The organism is Bradyrhizobium septentrionale, assembly GCF_011516645.4.
Taxonomy (GTDB): domain Bacteria; phylum Pseudomonadota; class Alphaproteobacteria; order Rhizobiales; family Xanthobacteraceae; genus Bradyrhizobium; species Bradyrhizobium septentrionale.
The window spans coordinates 8,582,427-8,602,934 of the sequence record NZ_CP088285.1; the positions used below are offsets into that span (position 1 = coordinate 8,582,427).

Genomic DNA, 20,508 nt, shown 5'->3' on the forward strand with positions numbered 1-20,508 from the left:
CCGTTTCTTGGCGGTAGCCTGAGGGGTATTTCAGCCCGAATAGGTCTTGAAGCGGCCGCGCGAATGCGCCTTCGCCACGGCTTTCATCAGCTCGCTGACCTCGTTCTCCAGGAATTCATTGGCAACGATCAGCGCCCGGATGGTTGCGCGCAAATTGCCGCCGCAGGCCGAGATGGCCTGATCGACAGCCGCTTCCAGCCCGTCATCGTCGTCAGATTCGGGCCGTGCAGACATCATGAGGTATCCGGGATTCAGCTGGCACATCACGTTCCTATTTTGTTCTCGTCGAGTCAATCGGATCTTTGATCGGATGCCACCGCGCAGGCGGCTCGCACGAACGGGCCCGTTCTCGAACGGGCCTTGGTTGGATCGCGCCGGCCTGTGCTAGAAGTTCGGCTGCCCGCCCAAGACCTGACATCCAAGACCTGACATCCAAGACCTGCCATCAAGACCTGCCATCAAGACCTGCCATCAAGACCTGACGCCCAAGCCCTGACGTCCAAAGCCCTGAAGTGAGAATGATGCGGTTTCGAAATCCGGTCGCCACGACGCTTCTCCTGACCTGCCTGTCTGCGACGCCTGGCCTGTCTGCAGCCCCCGCCCTCGCCGCCTCAGCGGTCATCAAGGATGCCGGCACTGTTCAGCTCGGCAACACGACCTATCGGCTCGACGGCATCGACGCGCCGGCCGCCGATCAGCTCTGCATCGACGAGCATGCCGATGTCTGGAGCTGCGGGATCGAGGCGCGCGACCAGCTCACCAGGCTGATCGGCGGCAAGCCGATTCACTGCGACGATATCGGCGTCGACCCCACCTTCAAGAAGCGCCGCCTCGGCGTCTGCAAGATCGAGGGCGACCCGACCAGCCTGAGCGAGCTGCTGGTCCAGAAGGGCTACGCCCTCAATGTCGAGACGTCGGCCACTGGCCGATTCAAGCCGGACGAAGCGACCGCGAGGGATAGTCGTGCCGGGCTCTGGAAAGGCTGCTTCGTGGCGCCGCGCGATTTCCGGACCGGCAAGAAGGACGGCGCCCTGCTCGGCAACGCCTGTCCGGCCAACCGCGACAAGCAGATCCGCGATGCGCTCTTCCCCGACGACCTGCCGATGCCGGCAAGCTGCAACATCAAGGGCAAATACGCCGTGCGCGCCCGCGTCACCGGCAATGTCGGCATCTATCACCTGCAGGCGTGCCGCAGTTACCCCGGCCTCAACAATCCGGATCGCTGGTTCTGCTCCGAGGAGGATGCCCAGGCCGCCGGGTTCCGGAGGGCCTATAATTGCCGTCCGCCCAAAGACCAAGCCAAGGTCAAGTGAAGACCAAGTGAAGCGCAAGTGAAGAGCAAGCGACCGCGATAAATCACGCTGGCAAAGCCGCCTTGTCCTGTGTGAAAATGCGCCAAGAGGTTGCCGGCGCGTATGACCCCCCCCGATCCCGCTGATGTGCTCCCCGAAACTGCGGCAGCCGAACGGCTGCGGCAGCACCTTGAGGAGATCGCACGTGAACGCGATCGCGCCCATCGCGAGCTCCAGGAGCGCGAGGCCGAGCTGGCGCGGATCCAGCGCATCGCCCGGGTCGGCGGGCTCGAGATCGATTTCCGCGACGGCGTGCGCAACCGCCGCTCTCCCGAATATCTCCTGGTGCACGGGTTGCCGCCCGAAGAGGTCAACGAGACCTATGAGAACTGGGTCGCGCGCATTCATCCCGAGGACCGCGAACGCACCATCCAGCATCTGTTCGGCGTGCTCAAGGCCGGCGGCGAGGACTACTCGGCCGAATACCGCATCATCCGCCCGAACGACGGCGAGAGCCGCTGGATCCGCGTCGTCGCCAAGATCGAGCGCGACCGCAGCGGCCGAGCGATGCGGCTGGTCGGCGCCGATCTCGACGTTACCGATCAGATGCTGGCGCAGGAGACCCTGCGCGAGAGCGAGGAACGCTTCCGCCTGATCGCCGACAGCGCGCCGGTGCCGATCTGGGTGACCAAGCTCGACCGCACCCGCTCCTTCGCCAACCAGGCCTATCTCGATTTCCTTGGCCTGCCGTTCGAGGAAGCGGTCGTGTTCGACTGGCGCAAGGCGCTGCATCCGGATGATCTGCCGAACATCCTGCAGGAGCAGATCACCGGTGAGCTCTCGCTCAAGCCGTTCGTGCTCGAGGCGCGCTACCGCAATGCGGCCGGCGATTGGCGCTGGCTGCGTTCGGAATCGCAACCGCGCTGGGACCCGACCGGCAAGCATATCGGCTTCATCGGCGTCGCCCACGACATCACGGCCGCCAAGGAAGCCGAGATCGAGCTGCGCAAGCTCAACGAGTCGCTGGAGCGGCGCATCCTCGAGCGCACCGCGCAGCTCGAATCCCGCGAAGCCCAGACCCGCGCGATCCTGGAAACCAGCCATCAATATCAGATGCTGCTGAACCGGGATGGCGTCCTGCTCTACACCAACCAGACTGCGCTCGCCGGCATCGGCACCGATGCCGCCGATGTCGTGGGCAAGCCGTTCTGGGACACGCCGTGGTTCGCTGCGACCGACGGCATGCCGCGCCTGATCCAGAATGCCTTCACGACCGCAATGCGCGGCGAGGAGGTCAAGATCGAGCTGTTACTGCGCCTGCCGGCGGGCGAGCGCTATTTCGATTTCGCGATGCGGCCGCTGCAGGACCAGCACGGCACGATCGTCGGCGCGGTGCCGGAGGCGGTCGACATCACCGAGCGGCGGCGCGGCGAGGAAGCGCTGCGGCAATCGCAGAAGATGGAAGCGGTCGGCCAGCTCACCGGCGGCGTCGCGCACGACTTCAACAATCTGCTCACCATCATTCGCTCGGCGACCGACTTCCTGCGCCGCCGCGAGCTGCCGGATGAGCGGCGCCGCCGCTATATCGACGCGATCGCCGAGACCGTGGAGCGGGCCTCCAAGCTGACCGCCCAGCTATTGGCGTTTGCGCGCCGGCAACCGCTCAATCCCGAAGTGTTCAATGTCGGCACCCAGGTCGACAGCGTGACCCAGCTGATCCGCCCGCTGGTCGGCGGACGGATCCACATCGAGATCAGGATCGACCATCCCGACTGCTTTGCGATCGCCGATATCGGCCAATTCGAGACCGCGCTGATCAATCTTGCGGTGAACGGCCGCGACGCGATGAACGGCGAAGGCCTGATGACGATCAGAGTCAGGAAGGCCAACAGCATCCCTCCCCTGCGCGGCCAGGCCTCGCGCAGCGGCGATTTCGTGACGGTGTCGATCCAGGATACCGGCACCGGCATCTCGCCGGAAAACCTCGACGCGATCTTCGAGCCGTTCTTCACGACCAAGGAAGTCGGCAAGGGAACGGGCCTCGGCTTGAGCCAGGCCTTCGGCTTCGTCAAGCAATCCGACGGCGACATCGAGGTCACCTCTACGCCCGGGCACGGCGCGACCTTCACCATCTATCTGCCGCAGGCGATGCGCCCGGCCGACGCCAAGGTCACGGCCAGCGCGGGCATCGAGCAGACCTCGATCGGCCGCGGCTATCGCGTTCTCGTGGTGGAGGACAATGATGATGTCGGCCAGTTCTCCACCGAGCTGCTCGAGGATCTCGGCTATTCGGTCAAACGCGCCGCCGATGCCAACGCGGCACTCGCGATCCTGTCGGAGAACGAGTTCGCCGCCGACCTCGTGTTCTCCGACGTGATCATGCCCGGCATGAACGGCGTCGAGCTCGCAGGCGTGATCCGCGATCGCTTTCCCGGACTGCCGGTGGTGCTGACCAGCGGCTACAGCAACGTGCTCGCCGAGAACGCGCACAGCGGCTTCGAGCTGATCCAGAAACCCTATTCGGTCGAGGCGTTGTCGCGCACGCTCAGGAAGGCGATCGCCGAGCAGCGGGCGACCGCCTTGAAGTCCTGAACGCGCCGCCTAATCGATCACCACATGCGCGACGCCGAGCTGAAGGATGCCGAGCGCGCGGGCCGCCGTGGTCGAGACGTCGATGATCCGTCCGCGTATGAACGGGCCGCGGTCATTGACGCGGCACCGGATCGATTTCCCGCGATAGGACACCGTGACCATGCTGCCGAACGGCCGCTTGCGATGCGCGCAGGTCATCTCGCCGCTCCTGCCGATGCCGTGATAATAGGACGCGATGCCACTCTCCGCGTTTGCCATTGAATAGGCAAACAGCAGCATGACCGCGGACGTAGCTGCGGTTTTCATTGATCGCCTGCCGTTCAAGCCCCGCAAAGGAACGCGGTTCCGCGATTTCGGTTCCACGTCCGTCGCGCCAGGGGGCCAATTTTCAGGAGCTTTTCAGCGGGACACGTAAAGTGGTCGGGCTACTTTGCGGCAAGGTCGATCAGGGCGATGCCGAGTTCGGGCCGTTTCCGCCGGCGCAGACTGGCCGGCGCCTCCGTGACCACGACCTCGAGCGTCGGCCGCACGATGCCGGCAAGCAGATGGCCGCCGCGCGTCGAGCCATCAGACAGTCCGAGCACGATATGGATATGCAGGCTGGCCTTGCCGTCGTCGCCAGTCGCGACGTCGCCGACCGCACACAGCACCTCGCACTGCTCGTCGACCTCGATCTTCCGGTAGCTCTTGGACTCGAAATCGAACCAGCCGACCGTCGCCCGCTCGAACGCGCCGATGGCGGTCAACGATGCCGCCGACAGCTTCACATCATTGGCGAAGCTAGTCAGCGCACCGAATGCTTCCTCACCGCTATCGAGCACGACGACATGAACCTGCGCGCCGGGCGCGTCGGACACAAGTTTGCTTTTCATCAACCGCCACGCCTCTCAAGAGCTGTCACTCTCAATCGGAGGCGGCGTGGATTGTTCCTGGTGAATGGGATCGGCGGCCCCTCAGGCCGCGTCCTCGACCGCATCGGCCGCGAGCAGCGTCCGGACGTCCTGCGCGGGAACCGGCTTGCTGAACAAATAGCCCTGCATCTGCGTGCAGCCGAGCATCTGCACGGTGTCGCGCTGCTGGTCGGTCTCGACGCCCTCGGCGGTCGTGATCATGTTGCGATCGGCGGCGATCGAGACCACCGCGCGGATGATCGAGGCCGAGCCGCTGTTGCGGGTGACTTCCTTGACGAAGCTGCGGTCGATCTTGATCTTGTCGAACGGGAAGCGCTGCAGGTACTGCAGCGACGAGTATCCGGTGCCGAAATCGTCGAGCGCGATGTGGACGCCGAGCGCGCGGAGCTGGCCGAGCGTGACCAGCGCCGCATCGTCGTCGGCAATCAGCACCGCCTCGGTGATCTCGAGCTCAAGCCTGCGCGGGTCGAGCCCGCTCTCGGCGAGCGCGCTCGCAACCTTGAGCGCCAGCGTCTCCGACTTGAATTGGACGGGGGACACGTTGACCGCGAGCCGCACATGCGCGGGCCAGGCCGCCGCCTCGGTGCAGGCAGTGCGCAGCACCCACTGCCCGATCTCCTCGATCAGGCCGGTTTCCTCGGCAAGGGGTATGAATTCGGCCGGCGAGATCATGCCGCGCACCGGGTGCCGCCAGCGCAGCAGCGCCTCACAGCCGGTGACCTCGTCGCTGCGCAAATCGACCAGCGGCTGATAGTGCAGCTCGAAGCCGCCGTCGGCCAGCGCGGTTCGCAAGTCGGCCTCCAGCGCCCGGCGCTGATGGGCGTGCTTCTCCATCGCCGGGTCGAAGAACCGATAGGTCCTGCGACCGGCCGCCTTGGCGGCATACATCGCCAGATCGGCGCATTTGAGCAGGTCGAACAGGTCGGAGCCGTGGCGTGGTGCGATCGCGATGCCGATGCTGGCATCGCTCGACAGCCGATGGCCGAGACAGTCGAACGGCGTGCGCAGCGACTGATAGACGCGCGCAACCAGGTCGCTGACGTCGTCATCCGAGGCAATGTCGCGCTGGACGATCGCGAACTCGTCGCCGCCGAGCCGCGCGATGAAGTCGCCCGGGCCGACCGATTGGCGCAGCTTTTCGGCAACGCGCCGGAGGAATTCGTCGCCGATCAGATGACCCAGCGTGTCATTGATCCGCTTGAACTCGTCGATATCGATATAAAGAATCGCGAATTCGTCGGCCGCCGGCTCGCGCAGCAGCCCTTCCGCGTGACGCTGCAGCAGCGTCCGGTTCGGCAGATTGGTCAGGGCGTCGTAATGCGCGAGATATTCGATGCGCGCCTGCGCGCGCCGCCCTTCGGTGACGTCCTCGAGCGTGGTGGCCCAGCCGCCGTCGGGCGAGCGCTTGTAGATCAGATGGATGCTGCGGCCGTCCGGGATCGTGATGACAGCGTCCTGGACTTTGTCGCTGTCCGGGTTGATGAAGCGGGCGCAGTACGCATCGACATCGCCGACGAACGAGCCGGTCGCCTGGCGATGCAGGATCAGGTCGCGCAGATGGCATCCCGGCTTGGCGATGTCAGGCGAGAGGCCGAACATGTCGATATATTGCTGATTGCAGATCACGAGCCGCGCCGAGTCATCGAACAACAGCAGGCCCTGCGTCATGGTGTTGATGGCGGTGTCGAGGTGCTGGCTCTGCTCGGACAGCCGGCGCTGCGCGGCGTCGTGCTGCCGCCGCAGCTGCCGCACGATCAGGAAGATCATCATGATGACAATCAGCACCGCGAGCACCGCAGCGCAGAACTGCAGCTTGGTCTGGGCACGCCAGTCCTCCAGCGCGCTCGAGGTTCGCGTGGTGGCGAGGATCAGGATCGGAAAGTGCGACAGTGACTTCACGGCCCCGACATTTTCATCGCCCGACGCGCCGACGAAGCGTCCCGACAGATTGCCGCCAAGACTGATGACCTTCCGGAACGCCGGCTGATCGGCGATGTTGCGGCCAACCACGCTGGCATCCTGCGGATAACGCGCGATGATGGTGCCGTCGCGGTGGATGATCGAGATCACGGTGTCGCCGTTCAGCGCCAGCGAGGCCACGAAATCCTCGAAATGGCTCGGCTCGACGCCGCGGCTTGCAAAGCCGATGATCTCGCCATTACGCCCGGTGATCTTGCGCGCAAAGATCGCGGTCCAGTTGCCGGTCACCTTGCTCATCGCCGGCTCGACGATGACAGGCGACGTGGGCCGTCCCGAGGTGAACTCCTGGAAATAACGCCGGTCCGCAACGCTGATGTCGGGCACCGGCCACATCTCGGACGAGTTGATCAGCCATCCCTTGGCATTGAACAGATTGAGCCCGCCGACATGCGGCAGTGTCGCCAGCCGCGTGCGAAGCATTTCGTGCGCGCTCAGCAGCGACATGGTCTTTTCGAACTGATCGGCGGTCTCGACCTGCTCGGCCCGCAAATAATTCACGACGTCGTCGTGGACGTGCTGGAGATCGACAAGCTGCTGGTCGAAATGCCGCGACAGCAACAGCGCGGTGTTGTTGAGCTCGCGTTCGGATATGTCCAGCGCACGCTCGCGAAACTGCAGCGCGAGATAGCCGGTGCCAAGCGTGATCGCGAGCACCAGCAGCGCGGCACTCAACACGAGCCACTGGATGGCGCCCATCCTTGTGGCGCGCGACACACCCTTGATCGACAGCCGCCGGTATTCCGGCATCGCGCTGTTCGTGGAGACAACCGACATTTTCCTGCCCCTTGCGGCTGCCCTTGTAGGGGAACACAACCCAAGGGGCGGTTAGGAAAATCAGTTATCGGACGGTTAAGACGAATGCAGACCAGAAGCGATCCACCGTCAGGAGACAGCTCCGGACGACGCGCTGGCATCCTTCAGGCTGCACTCGATCAGCGCCCCCTCGATGGTGAGTTTCGAGAACGGTGAATATGGCGTCGCAACCTTGAGAGCGGCGAAGAATTGCGAGTCGCCGGGGCTCTTCAGAAGAAACCGGATATGGGTGGCGGACAGCGCATCCCTCGACAGCCAGACGACACCCGAGAACAGCGCCACGAGCATCTTCCCGTAACTGCTGGAATCGGTGAGGCCGAGATCATAGATCGGAGACACGTTGACGAAGCGCGTGCTGAGCGCCGGCCCGGTATACTTGCTCATCAAGAGGCGTCTGACCTGGCAGACCGCATGGACGCGCTCGCCGTCGGTCAGGTGATACAGCCCCTGGCTGTCGCCCTCCCTCGACGCCAGCGCCTCGAAAGCGGTGATGCCTGGTGGAAAAATCCTCACCGACGCCTTCAGCGTCCTTCTTCCATTGTGCCTTGATGTGACGCCAGGACCGCTCGGGATCCTTGAGTGGCAGAAGCCGCATGGTTGACCGGCTGTTAGCGCGGGGGGCAGTTGATCGCGGGATATTATGTAGCAGGCATTAAGCCTTTGCTTACAGCGGTAGCGTGGTGCGTCAGCACCCGCGAGGTGCCTCAAACCGCGTTCAGACGAAGATCGGCTAGAATCTACCGCTGCATTCAAGCGCCGATAGGCGGCAGGTCGAGTCCACCACCGCCGATTGCAGCGGGCTCCGAAGTCCCATCCGATGGCCCGACGGAATGCCCATGACCGGCGAACGCGTCGACGCAATTCATCGACACGAATTGTTCTGTTCAGGAACGGCAGCAGCTCGATGCCTCTGAAGGCGCGATCTGGGGCTGCGGCGCGCAGCACGCGCCCTGTGTCTCGCCCGGCTTCTCGTGCGCGACGCGCGCAGTCCGCTCGCCGGTACCGTCGCCATAGACGATGCTCTCGCCCGTCGTATGGAACGTCTCCCACGCGATGCCGGCGGGATCGTCGATCCACGACTTCTCCGACTTGGCATAGCAGCACACTGTCTGGCCCTGCTCGATGACCTCGCCGCCTGCCCTGCGCAGCCGTCCATAGACCTCGCCGAGCTCTTCCGCGCTCTCCACCTGAATGCCGAGGTGATCGAGGCCCGGCTCGCGGCCGCGGCTCGAGATCGCGAAGTTGACGCGGGGATCGTCGAGCATCCATTTGGCATAGTCTGACTTCACGACCGTAGGCTCAGCCCCGAACAGCGCCGAGTAGAAGCCGATCGATTGCGGAATGTCCTTGACGGCGACGTGAACATGCATGCGCTTCATGGGGCAGTCCTTTCAGGCGGCGACGCTGGATGGATATTCCACCTCAGGCATGCTCAGATATCAACATCGATGTAACGGGGTTCACCTGCGCGATGGATGCGCTCACGCTGTTCGGATTGTTCGCGGTGACCATGATGCTCGTCTGCTATGCGGCCGAAGATCGCAGCCCCTGGTTCATCCTGGCCTTCGCGGTCGCCTGCGCGCTCGGCTCGGCCTACGGCTTCCTGCAAGGCGCCTGGCCGTTCGGCCTGGTCGAAGCGATCTGGGCCGTCGTCGCGGCGCGCCGCTGGCTGATGCGCCGAACCGCATATGGCGCGTAACGTTATAGTATCCGCGGCCAATCTGTCGCGAACCCAAACTTGAATGTGCGCGCTCGCGGCGCTAGTTTGGTGCCATGGACGCTTCGCGCACCATGATTCAGTCTTTCCTTCACGCAACAGGATCGCGCCACTGGCGCAGCCTGCTTGCGGGACTGATTTCGCTTGCGCTGGTGCTGTCGCTGTTTCACCCCTGCACCTGTGACAGCGTCGACGACACAGGATCTGCTGTCTCGATCGCACAATCGAGCAGCGAAACCGGCGATAAGGCTCCTGCTCATCCGGCGTCGCTTCACTGCGATCACTGCCTGACGCACGTCGCCCCCATGATCCCGCAGGATACTGTGATCACCATCGCGTACGCGCCGCATACGTATAGTGACGCGAGCGAGCGGCCGCCGGCTTCAGCCGGTCACCTCTCCCCGTTCAAACCACCGCGCGCCTGATCCGGCCGGCTTAACCGGCCGCGACTCGCCGCCGTCAGGCGGCGAGCATGTTTCCGCACAGAACGAAGTTGCGACGGCGCACGGCCACGAGCGTGCGCTGCGGAGGCGCAGATGAAACGGATCATTCTATTTTTCGCCGGCGTCGCCGCCGGCATTGCACTGGTCGTTATGGCAGCCGGATCGATCGGCTGGCCGGTCCAATTCCCGGCCACGACGCAGGAAACTGCGACCGCGGGCACAGCGAAGGCTGAGGCCAAGCATGAGGCCCCCGGACATATCGAGCTGAGCGAAGACCAGATTCGCGAAGCCTCCATCACGCTCGCGCAAACCAGCGGCGGCATGTTGAAGCGACATTTCCTCGCGCCCGGATCGCTGATTCCCGACGCCGACCATATCGGCCGCGTCTCGGTGCGCGTGCTTGCGACGGTCACGGAACTGCGCAAGCGCCTTGGCGACGTCGTCGAGAAGGGCGAGATCGTGGCGGCAATCGAAAGCCGCGAGGTGGCCGACGCCAAGAGCGAATACCTCGCCGCGCGGCTCAGCAACGATTTGCAGCAGACCCTCTATGCCAGGCAGAAGACGCTGGTCGAGACCCGTATCGTGTCGGAGAACGAGTTCCTGCGCACGCGGCTGACCGCAAACGACGCCCAGATCAAGCTCGACGGCGCGCGGCAGAAGCTGTTTGCGCTGGGCCTGTCGGAAAGCGAGATCGCCGACCTGCCCAACCAGCCGCCGGAGAGCCTGCGGACGCAGTTCCTGCGCTCGCCGATCTCGGGCCGGGTATCCGAACGGCGCGTCGATCTTGGCGGACTGATCGGGCGCGAGGGGCAGGAAAGCGAGCTCTACGTCATCGTCAATCTCGACGATGTCTGGGTCGATCTGGCGGTTTCACCCGAGGACATCGCCGCGGTCCGCGAAGGTCTGTCTGTCAAGATTCGCGCCATCGGCACCGAGGATCAGACCAGTGCGGATGTGATCTTCGTCAGCCCTCTGCTCGACCGCGAGACCCGGAACGCGCGCGTGATCGCGACCCTGCCCAACAAGGACCACCGCTGGAAACCCGGCACCTTCGTCACCGCAGAAGTGCCGCTCGGAGGCGCGCCGTCGACCGTGATCGTCTCGAAGAAGGCGATCCAGACCATTAAGGGGACGCCGACCGTCTTCGTGCGCGATGCCGACGGCTTCGAGGCCAGGTCCGTGCGGACCGGCCGCGAGGACGATGACGATATCGAAATCGTCGCCGGCCTGTCAGCCGGCGAAACTATCGCGGTGCGGAACACCTTCACGCTGAAGGCCGAGTTCGAGAAGGACGAGGCGGAGCACGACCATGATTGAGCGCATCATCGGCCTTGCCATCCAGCGGCGCTGGGTCGTCGTCACTCTCGCAGCGATCGCGATGTTCCTCGGTGGCCTTGCGCTGACCAGGCTGCCGATCGACGCGGTGCCCGACATCACCAACAAGCAGATCCAGATCAATACGCTCGCACCGGCACTGTCGCCGGCGGAAATCGAGAAGCAGGTCACCTTCCCGATCGAAACCGCACTGGCAGGGGCGCCCGGGCTGGAAAGCACGCGGTCGCTGTCACGAAACGGCTTCTCGCAGATCACCGCGGTGTTCAGGGAAGCGACGAACATCTATTTCGCCCGCCAGCAGGTCGGCGAGCGCCTGACCGAAGTCCGGGCACGCTTGCCGCAAGGCGTCGAGCCGCGGATGGGCCCGACCTCGACCGGCCTTGGCGAAGTCTACATGTGGTCCGTGCATTTCTCCGGGCGGCCGGCGCCGGCCGACGGCGCGCCGGGTCTGCAGAGCGACGGACGCTTCCTCTCGGCTGATGGCCAGATGCTGCAAAGCGACGTCGAGAAAGACGCCTATCTGCGCACGGTGCAGGACTGGATCATCAAACCGCGGATCAAAATGGTGCCGGGAGTCGCCGGGGTGGATTCGATCGGCGGCTACCTCAAGCAGTACCACGTCTATCCCGACGCGCCGAAGCTGATCGCGCTCGGCCTCACCTTTGCCGACGTCGCCAAGGCCATCGAGAGCAACAACGTCAGCCGCGGCGCGCGCTATATCGAGCGCAACGGCGAAGGCCTTGTGGTCCGGTCCGGCGGCCGTCTCCAGAACATCGATGAGCTCGGCACCGTCGTCGTCACCACCCGTGGCGGGGTTCCGATCAGGATACGCGACATCGCAACCGTGTCGATCGGCGGCGAGACCCGCACCGGCAGCGCCAGCGAAGACGGCCGCGAGGTCGTGGTCGGCGTGGCGCTGATGCTCATCGGCGCCAACAGCCGAACGGTGTCGGCCGCAGTCGACGCGCGTCTACGGACCATCACGCCGTCCCTGCCCCCCGGTGTCGAGGTCACGACGGTGCTCGATCGCACCGAGCTCGTCGATGCGACCATCGGCACCGTAGCTCGCAACCTCTCCGAAGGCGCGTTGCTCGTGATCGCGGTGTTATTCATGCTGCTCGGCAATTTCCGCGCCGCGCTGATCACGGCCCTGGTGATCCCGATCGCGATGCTGATGACGGCTATCGGCATGTGGCAGGGGCGCATCAGCGCCAACCTGATGAGCCTCGGTGCACTCGATTTCGGCCTGATCGTCGACGGTGCCGTCATCATCACCGAGAACAGCCTGCGTCACCTCGCCGAGAAGCAGCAGGCGCTCGGCCGCGTGCTGACGCGCGACGAGCGGCTGGCGACGGTGCACGCCTCCGCGGTCGAAATGGTCCAGCCGAGCCTCTACGGCCAAGCCATCATTCTGCTGGTCTATGTACCGCTCCTTACCTTCACCGGCGTCGAAGGCAAGATGTTCGAGCCGATGGCGCTGACGGTGATCCTCGCACTCGGCGCGGCCTTCGTGCTGTCGCTGACCCTGGTTCCCGCGCTGATCGCGATCTCCATCAGCGGCCGTGTACAGGAGGAGGAAAACCGCCTCGTTGCCACCCTGAAAGGCTGGTATCGCCCCCTGCTGCGGCGAGCGGTTGCAACACCGATCCCGGTCATCGCGGTGGCGGTCGTGCTGTTCGCGACCGCCCTGTTCGGCTTCTCTCGCCTCGGCCAGGAGTTCATCCCGTCGCTCGACGAGAAGAACATCGCGATGCACGCCCTGCGGATTCCCAGCACGTCGCTATCGCAGTCGCAGGCGATGCAGCTCTCGGTCGAAAAGACCGTCAGCCGCTTTCCGCAGGTGTCGTTCGTCTTCTCCAAGACCGGCACCCCGGAGGTGGCGAGTGACCCGATGCCACCGAATGCGTCCGACACCTTCATCATGCTGAAGCCACGTGAGCAGTGGCCGGATCCGTCGATGACCAAGGAACAGTTGATCGGGGAGATCTCGAAGGCGGTCGGCCGGCTGCCCGGCAACGTCTATGAATTCACCCAGCCGATCCAGATGCGTTTCAACGAACTGCTCGCCGGCGTTCGCGGCGACATCGCAGTCAAGGTGTTCGGCGACGAGTTCGAGCCGATGCAGAGGGCCGCCAACCAGGTTGCGGCGGCGCTGCGGAGCGTGCGCGGCGCGACCGACGTCAAGGTCGAGCAGACGAGCGGCCTCCCCATCCTCGAGATCAAGGTCGACAAGGCGGCGATTGCCCGGCGCGGTTTGAGCGTCTCCGCTGTGCACGACGTGATCGGTGCCGCGGTCGGCGGCCAGGATGCCGGTGTCGTGTACGAGGGCGATCGCAGCTTCGACATCGTGGTGCGATTGCCGGAGAGCGTGCGCTCCGACTTGGAGGCGCTGAGCAATTTGCCGGTCGCATTGCCAAAGGTGACGCCGAACTCACCTGTGCAGAGCCTGCCGCTTAACCGCGTCGCGCAGTTCTCCTTCACCGAAGGGCCGAACCAGATCAGCCGCGAGAACGGCAAGCGCCGCATCGTGGTCACCGCAAATGTCCGCGGCCGCGATCTCGGCTCGGTGGTCGAGGAAGCCCAGGCCAACGTCGCGCAATCGGTGAAGCTGCCGCCGGGCTACTGGATGACCTGGGGCGGCCAGTCCGAGAATCTCGCCGCAGCGCGCCAGCGCCTTGCGGTCGTGGTGCCGGCCTGCTTTGCGATGATCTTCCTGCTGCTGCTGGCGGCGATGGGCTCGGCGCGCGATGCCCTATTGGTGTTCAGCGCGGTGCCGCTGGCGCTGACCGGCGGCATCGCGGCGCTGTGGCTCCGCGACATGCCGTTCTCGATCTCGGCGGCGGTCGGCTTCATCGCGCTCTCAGGCGTTGCGGTGCTGAACGGGCTGGTGATGCTGAGCTTCGTCAGGCAGTTGCGCGAACGCGGCGTGCCGTTGCGGGAGGCCATCGAGCAAGGCGCCCTCACCCGCTTCCGGCCCGTCGTGATGACCGCGCTGGTGGCCTCGCTCGGCTTCGTGCCGATGGCATTCGCCACCGGCACCGGCGCCGAGGTGCAGAAGCCGCTCGCCACCGTCGTGATCGGCGGGCTGATCAGCGCAACCCTGTTGACGCTTGCCGTGCTGCCTGCGCTCTATGCACGGTACGGACATGCCGGCAGTGCTGCGCGCAATGAGAGAGCCGCGATTCAGCCCGCGGAATGATGGCTGGTTGACCGGCCGTCGCCAAGAAAAATCCGCCAGTTACAGCGCCGAGCAGGCACTGTAACATTTCTGTCATGTGGCAAAACTAAACGAAGGCGGCGGCGGGCTGCCGCGGGGCTTCATCAGGGGGAATAACAAGATGCGCCGAGCCATTACCTTACTGTCCGCAAGTATGATCGCGCTTTCAGCGGGCGCCGCCGCGGCGCAGAACGCCAAGCCCCGCAACCTCATCCTGTTCGTCCCGGACGGCCTGCGCGGCGGCATCGTGACGCCGGAGACGGCACCGACGATGGCCGAGATCCGCGACAAGGGCGTCAACTTCAAGAATTCGCATTCGCTGTTCCCGACCTTCACGATGGCGAACAGCTCGGCGCTCTCGACCGGCCATTATCTCGGCGACACCGGCACCTTCTCCAACACGATCTACACCGGCTACAGCTCGGTGCCGGCGGGCGACACCGTGGTCCCCTTCATCGAGAACGACGCCGTGCTCGCCGATGTCGACGACCACTTCAATGGCGACTACCTCAACGAGGAAACGCTGTTGAAGATGGCCCGCGGCCAGGGCTTCAGCACCGCCGCCATCGGCAAGGTCGGCCCGACCCTGCTGTTCGACCACACCGATCGCGGCAAGAACACGATCGTGGTCGACGATTCCACCGGCGGCAAGACCGGCGTGCCGCTCTCCGACGAGATGAAGGAGGCGCTGACCAAGGCCGGCCTGCCGGTCGCCACCCCGAGCCGCGGCGATAACGCCAAGGCGGGCGACGCCAAGACGCCGGGCACGACGGTCGCCAACGTCGCCCAGCAGGCCTACATGGCCGACGTCGCGACCAAGGTGGTGCTGCCGATGTTCAAGGCGCGCAACAAGCCGTTCGTGCTGGTGTTCTGGTCGCGCGATCCGGACGGCAGCCAGCACAACACCGGCGACAGCCTCAACACCATCACCCCCGGCATCAACGGCCCGACCTCGATGGCCGGCATCAAGAATGCCGACAACAACCTCGCCCAGCTCCGCAAGGCGCTCGACGAGCTCGGGCTTTCCGCCAACACCAACATCATGATCTCCTCCGACCACGGCTTCTCGACGATCTCGAAAGAGAGCAAGACCAGCCCCTCGGCCAAGATCGTCTACGACGACACGCCGAAGGATTTCCTGCCGATGGGCTTTTTGGCGATCGATCTCGCCAAGGCGCTGAACCTGCCGCTGTTCGACCCCAACGACAAGAACGCCAAGGTCGCCGACAACGCCCATCCGAAGGCCGGCAACGGCGTGCTCGGCCAGGACCCAGCCAAGCCTGACGTCGTGATCGCGACCAATGGCGGCTCGGACCTGATCTATCTGCCGAACCGCGACAAGAAGCTCGCCGACCGCGTCGTCAAAGCGCTGCTCGAGCAGGACTATGTCAGCGGCCTGTTCGTCGACGACAAGCTCGGCAACTTCCCCGGCACGCTGCCGATGTCGAACCTCAATCTGAAGGGCAAGGCGGTGACGCCGAACCCGTCGATCGTGGTCAACTTCCGCTCCTGGTCGAGCGGCTGCGCGATCCCGACCAACTGCTCGGTGCAGATCGCCGACACCCTGCTGCGCCAGGGCCAGGGCATGCATGGCAGCTTCAGCCGCGGCGACACCTTCAACTTCACCGCCGCGATCGGGCCCGACTTCAAGGCGGGCTATGTCGATCCGCTGCCGGTCAGCAACGCCGATGTCGGCATGACCGCAGCGCAGCTGCTCGGCCTGCGTGCGCCGAACAATGGCGGGCTGATCGGCCGGGTGATGTCGGAAGCGCTGCCGAACGGCATCGTGCCGAAGATGGCCGAGGGCACCCTGATGTCGAAGAAGCCTTCGGCCAACGGCCTGCGCACCGTGCTGAAATTCCAGCGCGTGCTCTCGACCCGCTATTTCGACGTCGCCGGGTTCCCGGGGCGGACGCTCGGGCTCGAGGAGACCGACGGCAAACAGAAAACGGCGGGGAAGTGATCCCCGCCGCTCTCGCTTGAAGCCGTTCGTTCGGGATGATGCGTGCATCATCCCGAATAATCACATCATCCCGATGTCGAACACGTTGGGCAGTTGGGCTGCGAGCGGCAGCGCGGCGGCGCCGACCAGCGTCGCCACCATTGCCGCCAGCGCGCGGCCGGTGCGGCGCTGGCCACCCATCTGGCCCGCGATCCATTCCAGTACCTTGGTGTCGATCTTGGCGCCTTGGGTCGGCGCCCAGCGATCGATCTCGGTGTCGGGCGACAGCGCGACCGTGCGCGGCGGCACCGGCAGGCCGGACTCCGAAGCGGCATGATGGGCGATCGCCTTGGCGAGCAGGTCGTCGAACCTGCCGTCATCGCTGCGCTCGGCGGCGGCCTCGTTGATCGAAAACAGCGCCTCGATCTCGGCCCGGCTGACCGGCTGATGCTCGACCGCGGCCGCCGTCAGGATGCGCGCGCACCAGGCTGCGTCATCGGCGTCGAGTGAGCGGGAGAAATGGATACGGCCCTTGGTGGTCGGGCCTTCGCCGGTGATCACGCCGTCGCGCACGATGGTCAGCGCATGGGCAGCGGTCTTGCGGCAGGATGGATGCAACGCACCGCTGAGAGCCTCAGCGGTCTTGGTACTTGGGGCAGACATTGTGGGAGCTTTCAATTCCTATCTGAGGCCAGCTTTTCCATGCGGGCGTAAACGAGTGGTTAATGATTCGGAACTTGCGTTCCGAGATTTTTAGATGGTTGCCATTTGGTCGCTTTGGAAGCTTTCGCGGTTCAGTCCCATAGCAGCCGGGGCCGGCGTGATGACGGCGATAAGCGGCTTTATCTGGGCATTTCCAAGCTTTTGTGCCGCATCTGATATTTCGCCGCAGGGGGTTGGATCAAAACAAGTTGCTTGGAATTCCCCCGCTATGAGAACAATCTCACCTTTTTCATGAACCGGTTCACTTAACCCTTGTTCCGTCCTATACTGGAACAGACGACCTCAGATACGAATTATCCCGTAACATCAATGAGATGAGGTAAGATCATGACACTTCCGATTGGCACGACCGCTCCCGACTTCGAGGCCCAGACCACTGAGGGCAAAATCAAGTTCCACGACTGGATTGGCAACAGCTGGGCCCTGCTGTTCTCCCATCCGAAGGACTTCACCCCGGTCTGCACGACCGAACTTGGCGCGCTGGCCAAGCTGAAACCGGAATTCGACAAGCGCGGCATCAAGCTGATCGGCCTCTCGGTCGATCCCGCGGATCGCCACGCCAAATGGGCCGAGGACATCCTGGAGACGCAGGGCGCCGCCCCGAACTATCCGCTGATCGCCGACACCGATTTCAACGTCTCCAAGCTTTACGAGATGCTGCCGGCCTCGACGTCCGGCGATCCCCTCACCCGCACGCCGGCGGACAATCAGACGGTGCGCAACGTCTTCATCATCGGCCCCGACAAGAAGATCAAGCTGGTGCTGGTCTATCCGATGACCACCGGCCGGAACTTCCAGGAGATCCTGCGCGTCATCGACTCGCTGCAACTCACCGCCAAGCACCGCGTCGCCACGCCTGCCGACTGGAAGCAGGGCGAGGACGTGATCATCGCGGGCTCGGTGACCAACGACGAGGCCAAGACGATCTATCCGCAGGGCTGGAAGGAGCCGAAGCCCTATATCCGCATCGTGCCGCAGCCGAAGTAACGGCAGGCACGCATCCTCCGGGTGGCCCGCGCGCAGCCTGTTATCGTCTGGTTCCGCGACGATCTGCGGCTGTCGGATCACCCGGCCCTGCACGAAGCAGCCAGCCGCGGCGTGCCCGTGGTTGGCCTCTATGTCCGCGACGAACAAAGCCCTGCCCTGAAACCTCCAGCCGCGCGCCCCCTCGGGGGCGCGACGCGCTGGTGGCTGGCGCAATCGCTGCGCGCGCTCGGCAAGAGTTGTGAGGCGATCGGCGGAACGATGGTGCTGCGCACCGGACCGGCCGCCTCCGTGATCGCCACGCTGGCGCGTGAAATCAATGCGAGCGCCGTGTTCTGGAATGACGTCGCGCAGGCGCCGCATCAAGCTGTCGCCGCCGACGTTGAGGCCGCGCTGGCAAGCGACGAAAGAGGCTCGCAGATTTTCCCCGGCGACCTGCTCGTCGAACCCAAGGCCATCCGCAACAAGGACAACCGGGGACTGCGCGTCTTCACGCCATTCTGGCGGCGCGTGCAGGGGCTTGGCGATCCGCCGAAGCCGCTGCCGGCGCCGAAGAAGCTCACCTCCGTCAGCGACATCGCCGGCGAAGCCGTCGATGACTGGGCGTTCGAGCCTGTCAGGCCGGATTGGGCGGGCGGCCTGCGCGAGAGCTGGACACCGGGCGAAGCCGCGGCGCAAGCGCGGCTGAAGACGTTCCTCGACGATCGCGTCCGCGGCTACACCGACGACCGCGACCGGCCCGACCGCGATGGCACCTCGCGGCTGTCGCCGCATCTGCGCTTCGGCGAGATCAGCCCGCGCCAGCTCTGGCACACCGCGCGTTTCACCGCAGCCGAGCATCCGCGCCTGGCCGGCGACATCGACAAATTCCTCAGCGAGCTCGGCTGGCGCGAGTTCTGCCGTCATCTGCTGTTCGACGTCCCCGACCTGGCCGAGCGGAATCTGCAGCAGCATTTCGACGCCTTTCCGTGGAAGCGCGATGCCCGCGCGCTGAAGGCCTGGCAGCGCGGCCTGACCGGCTATCCGATCGTCGATGCCGGCATGCGCGAGCTCTGGCACAGCGGCGTGATGCACAACCGGGTGCGGATGGTGGTCGCTTCCTTCCTGGTGAAGCACCTTTTGATCGACTGGCGCGCCGGCGAACAATGGTTCTGGGACACGCTGGTCGATGCCGATGCCGGCTCCAATCCGGCGAACTGGCAATGGGTCGCCGGCTCCGGCGCCGATGCGGCGCCCTATTTCCGCGTCTTCAATCCGATCCTGCAGGGCGAGAAGTTCGATCCCGACGGCGCCTATGTCAGGCGCTGGGTCCCGGAGCTTGCGCAATTGCCCAACGAGCTGATCCATCAGCCCTGGACCGCGACGCCGATCGAACTCGCCGGCGCCGGCGTCGACCTCGGCAAGAGCTACCCGCGGCCGATCGTCGATCACAAGCAGGGCCGCGAACGTGCGCTTGCGGCCCACGCCAGGATTCGCGTGAGGGATTAAGCGCGGCGGTTGACCAGCAGCACCGCCGCAGCGCAGGCCGCCATGCCCGCGATCGATACCGGATCGAGCCGCTCGCCGAAAAGCACATAGGCCATCAGCGCGGTCACCGCCGGCACCAGATAGAACAGGCTCGCGACCGAGGTCGCGGCATGGTGGCGGATCAGCCAGTACAACAGCCCGATCGAGCCGATCGACAGCGCGAACACCAGCCAGGCCAGCGCCAGCACGAACTCGCTGGTCCAGTGCACGACATTGCTCTCGAACAGCCACGCGCCGATCCCGAAGAAGATCGTCACCGCGATGTATTGCACGAGATTGCCGGCGCGCCAGTCGATCTGGTTGCAGTAGCGGCGCTGATAGAGCGTGCCGAGCGTGATCGAGATCAGCGAGACGCCGGAGGCGAGCCAGCCCCAACCCGCTTCGCCCGTCATCGGCCGGTTGTGCAGGATCAGCACGACGCCGGCAAGGCCGAGCATCAGCCCGCCCCATTGCAGCGGCGTGACGCGCTCGCCAACCCAGCGGTTGGCGATGGTCGAGGTCAGGATCGGCTGCAGCCCCGGGATCAAGGCTGAGAGCCCGGCGGGAATCGAATGCGCGATCGCAATCGCGGTGCCGCCGAGATAGAAGCCGTGCACCAGAATGCCGGCCACCGCGCTGTGGAAGACGCCCGTCCGGTCCGGCCATTTCGGCCGCGCGACCCCGGCGATCACCGCCATCACCACCACCACGAACGCCATCCGGATCGCCAGATAGGTCAGCGGCTCCGCATTGTTGATGACGTATTTGGTGCCGATGAATCCCGTGCTCCACAGCACGACAAAGATCGCCGGCGCCAGGCGGGCGGCAGTTTCCTCGAAGCTCTTGTTCATTGCCGCCAGTCATTGCCTGAAGATGAGGCAGCCGGCAATCGCGAATTTTTGCGGGTTGATGCGCCGATGCCATTGGCGTTCGGCATTCAAGCCGACGGTGTCATCACCCGCGCATGCGGGTGATCCAGTATTCCAGAGGCGTCGGTGCTTGAGCCGAGAGGCCGCGGCGTACTGGATCGCCCGGTCGAGCCGGGCGATGACA

17 protein-coding genes are annotated in these 20,508 nt (G+C 64.8%); 9 read left to right on the top strand and 8 right to left on the bottom strand.

Annotated elements, in window-relative coordinates:
• Positions 1-30: 30 nt before the first annotated feature.
• Positions 31-237 (bottom strand): hypothetical protein, encoded by a 207-nt coding sequence (locus HAP48_RS43235; RefSeq protein WP_016840474.1) that lies wholly within the window; start codon positions 235-237, stop codon positions 31-33.
• A gap of 284 nt (positions 238-521) precedes the next feature.
• Here HAP48_RS43235 and HAP48_RS43240 point away from each other — a divergent pair, with 284 nt between their 5' ends.
• Both HAP48_RS43240 and HAP48_RS43245 read left to right on the top strand, forming a co-directional pair.
• Positions 522-1,313, top strand: a complete 792-nt coding sequence (locus HAP48_RS43240; protein ID WP_166215666.1) for a thermonuclease family protein — start codon at positions 522-524, stop codon at positions 1,311-1,313.
• Between the two features lie 102 nt (positions 1,314-1,415).
• Positions 1,416-3,884, top strand: a complete 2,469-nt coding sequence (locus tag HAP48_RS43245) for a hybrid sensor histidine kinase/response regulator (protein ID WP_176399249.1) — start codon at positions 1,416-1,418, stop codon at positions 3,882-3,884.
• A gap of 9 nt (positions 3,885-3,893) precedes the next feature.
• Here the strand turns inward: HAP48_RS43245 and HAP48_RS43250 are convergent, their stop codons facing one another.
• The 5 genes from HAP48_RS43250 to HAP48_RS43270 all read right to left on the bottom strand — a co-directional run bounded on the left by HAP48_RS43250 (position 3,894) and on the right by HAP48_RS43270 (position 8,967).
• Positions 3,894-4,190: a septal ring lytic transglycosylase RlpA family protein gene (locus HAP48_RS43250; RefSeq protein WP_224496823.1), complete on the bottom strand. Its 297-nt coding sequence runs from the start codon at positions 4,188-4,190 to the stop codon at positions 3,894-3,896.
• A 119-nt stretch (positions 4,191-4,309) separates the two neighbouring features.
• Complete coding sequence (locus HAP48_RS43255; protein ID WP_166205825.1) at positions 4,310-4,756, bottom strand: PPC domain-containing DNA-binding protein; 447 nt, start codon at positions 4,754-4,756, stop codon at positions 4,310-4,312.
• 81 nt (positions 4,757-4,837) lie between these two features.
• Complete coding sequence (locus HAP48_RS43260) at positions 4,838-7,549, bottom strand: bifunctional diguanylate cyclase/phosphodiesterase (RefSeq protein ID WP_166205826.1); 2,712 nt, start codon at positions 7,547-7,549, stop codon at positions 4,838-4,840.
• 108 nt (positions 7,550-7,657) lie between these two features.
• Positions 7,658-8,101 (bottom strand): hypothetical protein, encoded by a 444-nt coding sequence (locus HAP48_RS43265; RefSeq protein WP_166205827.1) that lies wholly within the window; start codon positions 8,099-8,101, stop codon positions 7,658-7,660.
• Between the two features lie 371 nt (positions 8,102-8,472).
• Positions 8,473-8,967, bottom strand: coding sequence for an ArsI/CadI family heavy metal resistance metalloenzyme (locus HAP48_RS43270; RefSeq protein ID WP_166205828.1), 495 nt, complete (start codon positions 8,965-8,967; stop codon positions 8,473-8,475).
• A gap of 92 nt (positions 8,968-9,059) precedes the next feature.
• Between HAP48_RS43270 and HAP48_RS43275 the strand changes: the two genes are divergently transcribed.
• The 5 genes from HAP48_RS43275 (at position 9,060) to HAP48_RS43295 (ending at position 16,263) form a co-directional block, all read left to right on the top strand.
• Complete coding sequence (locus HAP48_RS43275; protein ID WP_166215670.1) at positions 9,060-9,287, top strand: hypothetical protein; 228 nt, start codon at positions 9,060-9,062, stop codon at positions 9,285-9,287.
• Between the two features lie 74 nt (positions 9,288-9,361).
• Positions 9,362-9,730: a hypothetical protein gene (locus HAP48_RS43280; protein ID WP_166205829.1), complete on the top strand. Its 369-nt coding sequence runs from the start codon at positions 9,362-9,364 to the stop codon at positions 9,728-9,730.
• Between the two features lie 111 nt (positions 9,731-9,841).
• Positions 9,842-11,065 carry an efflux RND transporter periplasmic adaptor subunit gene (locus HAP48_RS43285; protein ID WP_166205830.1) on the top strand — a complete coding sequence of 408 codons (1,224 nt, stop codon included), beginning with the start codon at positions 9,842-9,844 and terminating at the stop codon, positions 11,063-11,065.
• Entirely contained in the window at positions 11,058-14,282 is a 3,225-nt protein-coding gene (locus HAP48_RS43290) for an efflux RND transporter permease subunit (RefSeq protein WP_166205831.1), read from the top strand. Before HAP48_RS43285 ends, HAP48_RS43290 begins: the two co-directional genes overlap by 8 nt.
• Positions 14,283-14,421: 139 nt before the next feature.
• Positions 14,422-16,263, top strand: a complete 1,842-nt coding sequence (locus tag HAP48_RS43295) for an alkaline phosphatase family protein (RefSeq protein ID WP_166205832.1) — start codon at positions 14,422-14,424, stop codon at positions 16,261-16,263.
• Positions 16,264-16,323: 60 nt separating this feature from the next.
• Here HAP48_RS43295 and HAP48_RS43300 read toward each other — a convergent pair whose 3' ends face one another.
• Entirely contained in the window at positions 16,324-16,905 is a 582-nt protein-coding gene (locus HAP48_RS43300) for a hypothetical protein (protein WP_166205833.1), read from the bottom strand.
• 387 nt (positions 16,906-17,292) lie between these two features.
• Here HAP48_RS43300 and HAP48_RS43305 point away from each other — a divergent pair, with 387 nt between their 5' ends.
• Positions 17,293-17,952 (top strand): peroxiredoxin, encoded by a 660-nt coding sequence (locus HAP48_RS43305; protein WP_029081666.1) that lies wholly within the window; start codon positions 17,293-17,295, stop codon positions 17,950-17,952.
• Between the two features lie 21 nt (positions 17,953-17,973).
• The gene (locus HAP48_RS43310) at positions 17,974-19,437 is read left to right on the top strand and encodes a cryptochrome/photolyase family protein (protein ID WP_175612269.1); all 1,464 of its coding nucleotides are present in this window, start codon (positions 17,974-17,976) and stop codon (positions 19,435-19,437) included.
• On the opposite strand, the gene HAP48_RS43315 is transcribed toward HAP48_RS43310, so the two are convergent.
• Positions 19,434-20,306: a DMT family transporter gene (locus tag HAP48_RS43315; protein WP_166205834.1), complete on the bottom strand. Its 873-nt coding sequence runs from the start codon at positions 20,304-20,306 to the stop codon at positions 19,434-19,436. The genes HAP48_RS43310 and HAP48_RS43315 overlap by 4 nt on opposite strands.
• Between the last annotated feature and the right edge of the window lie 202 nt (positions 20,307-20,508).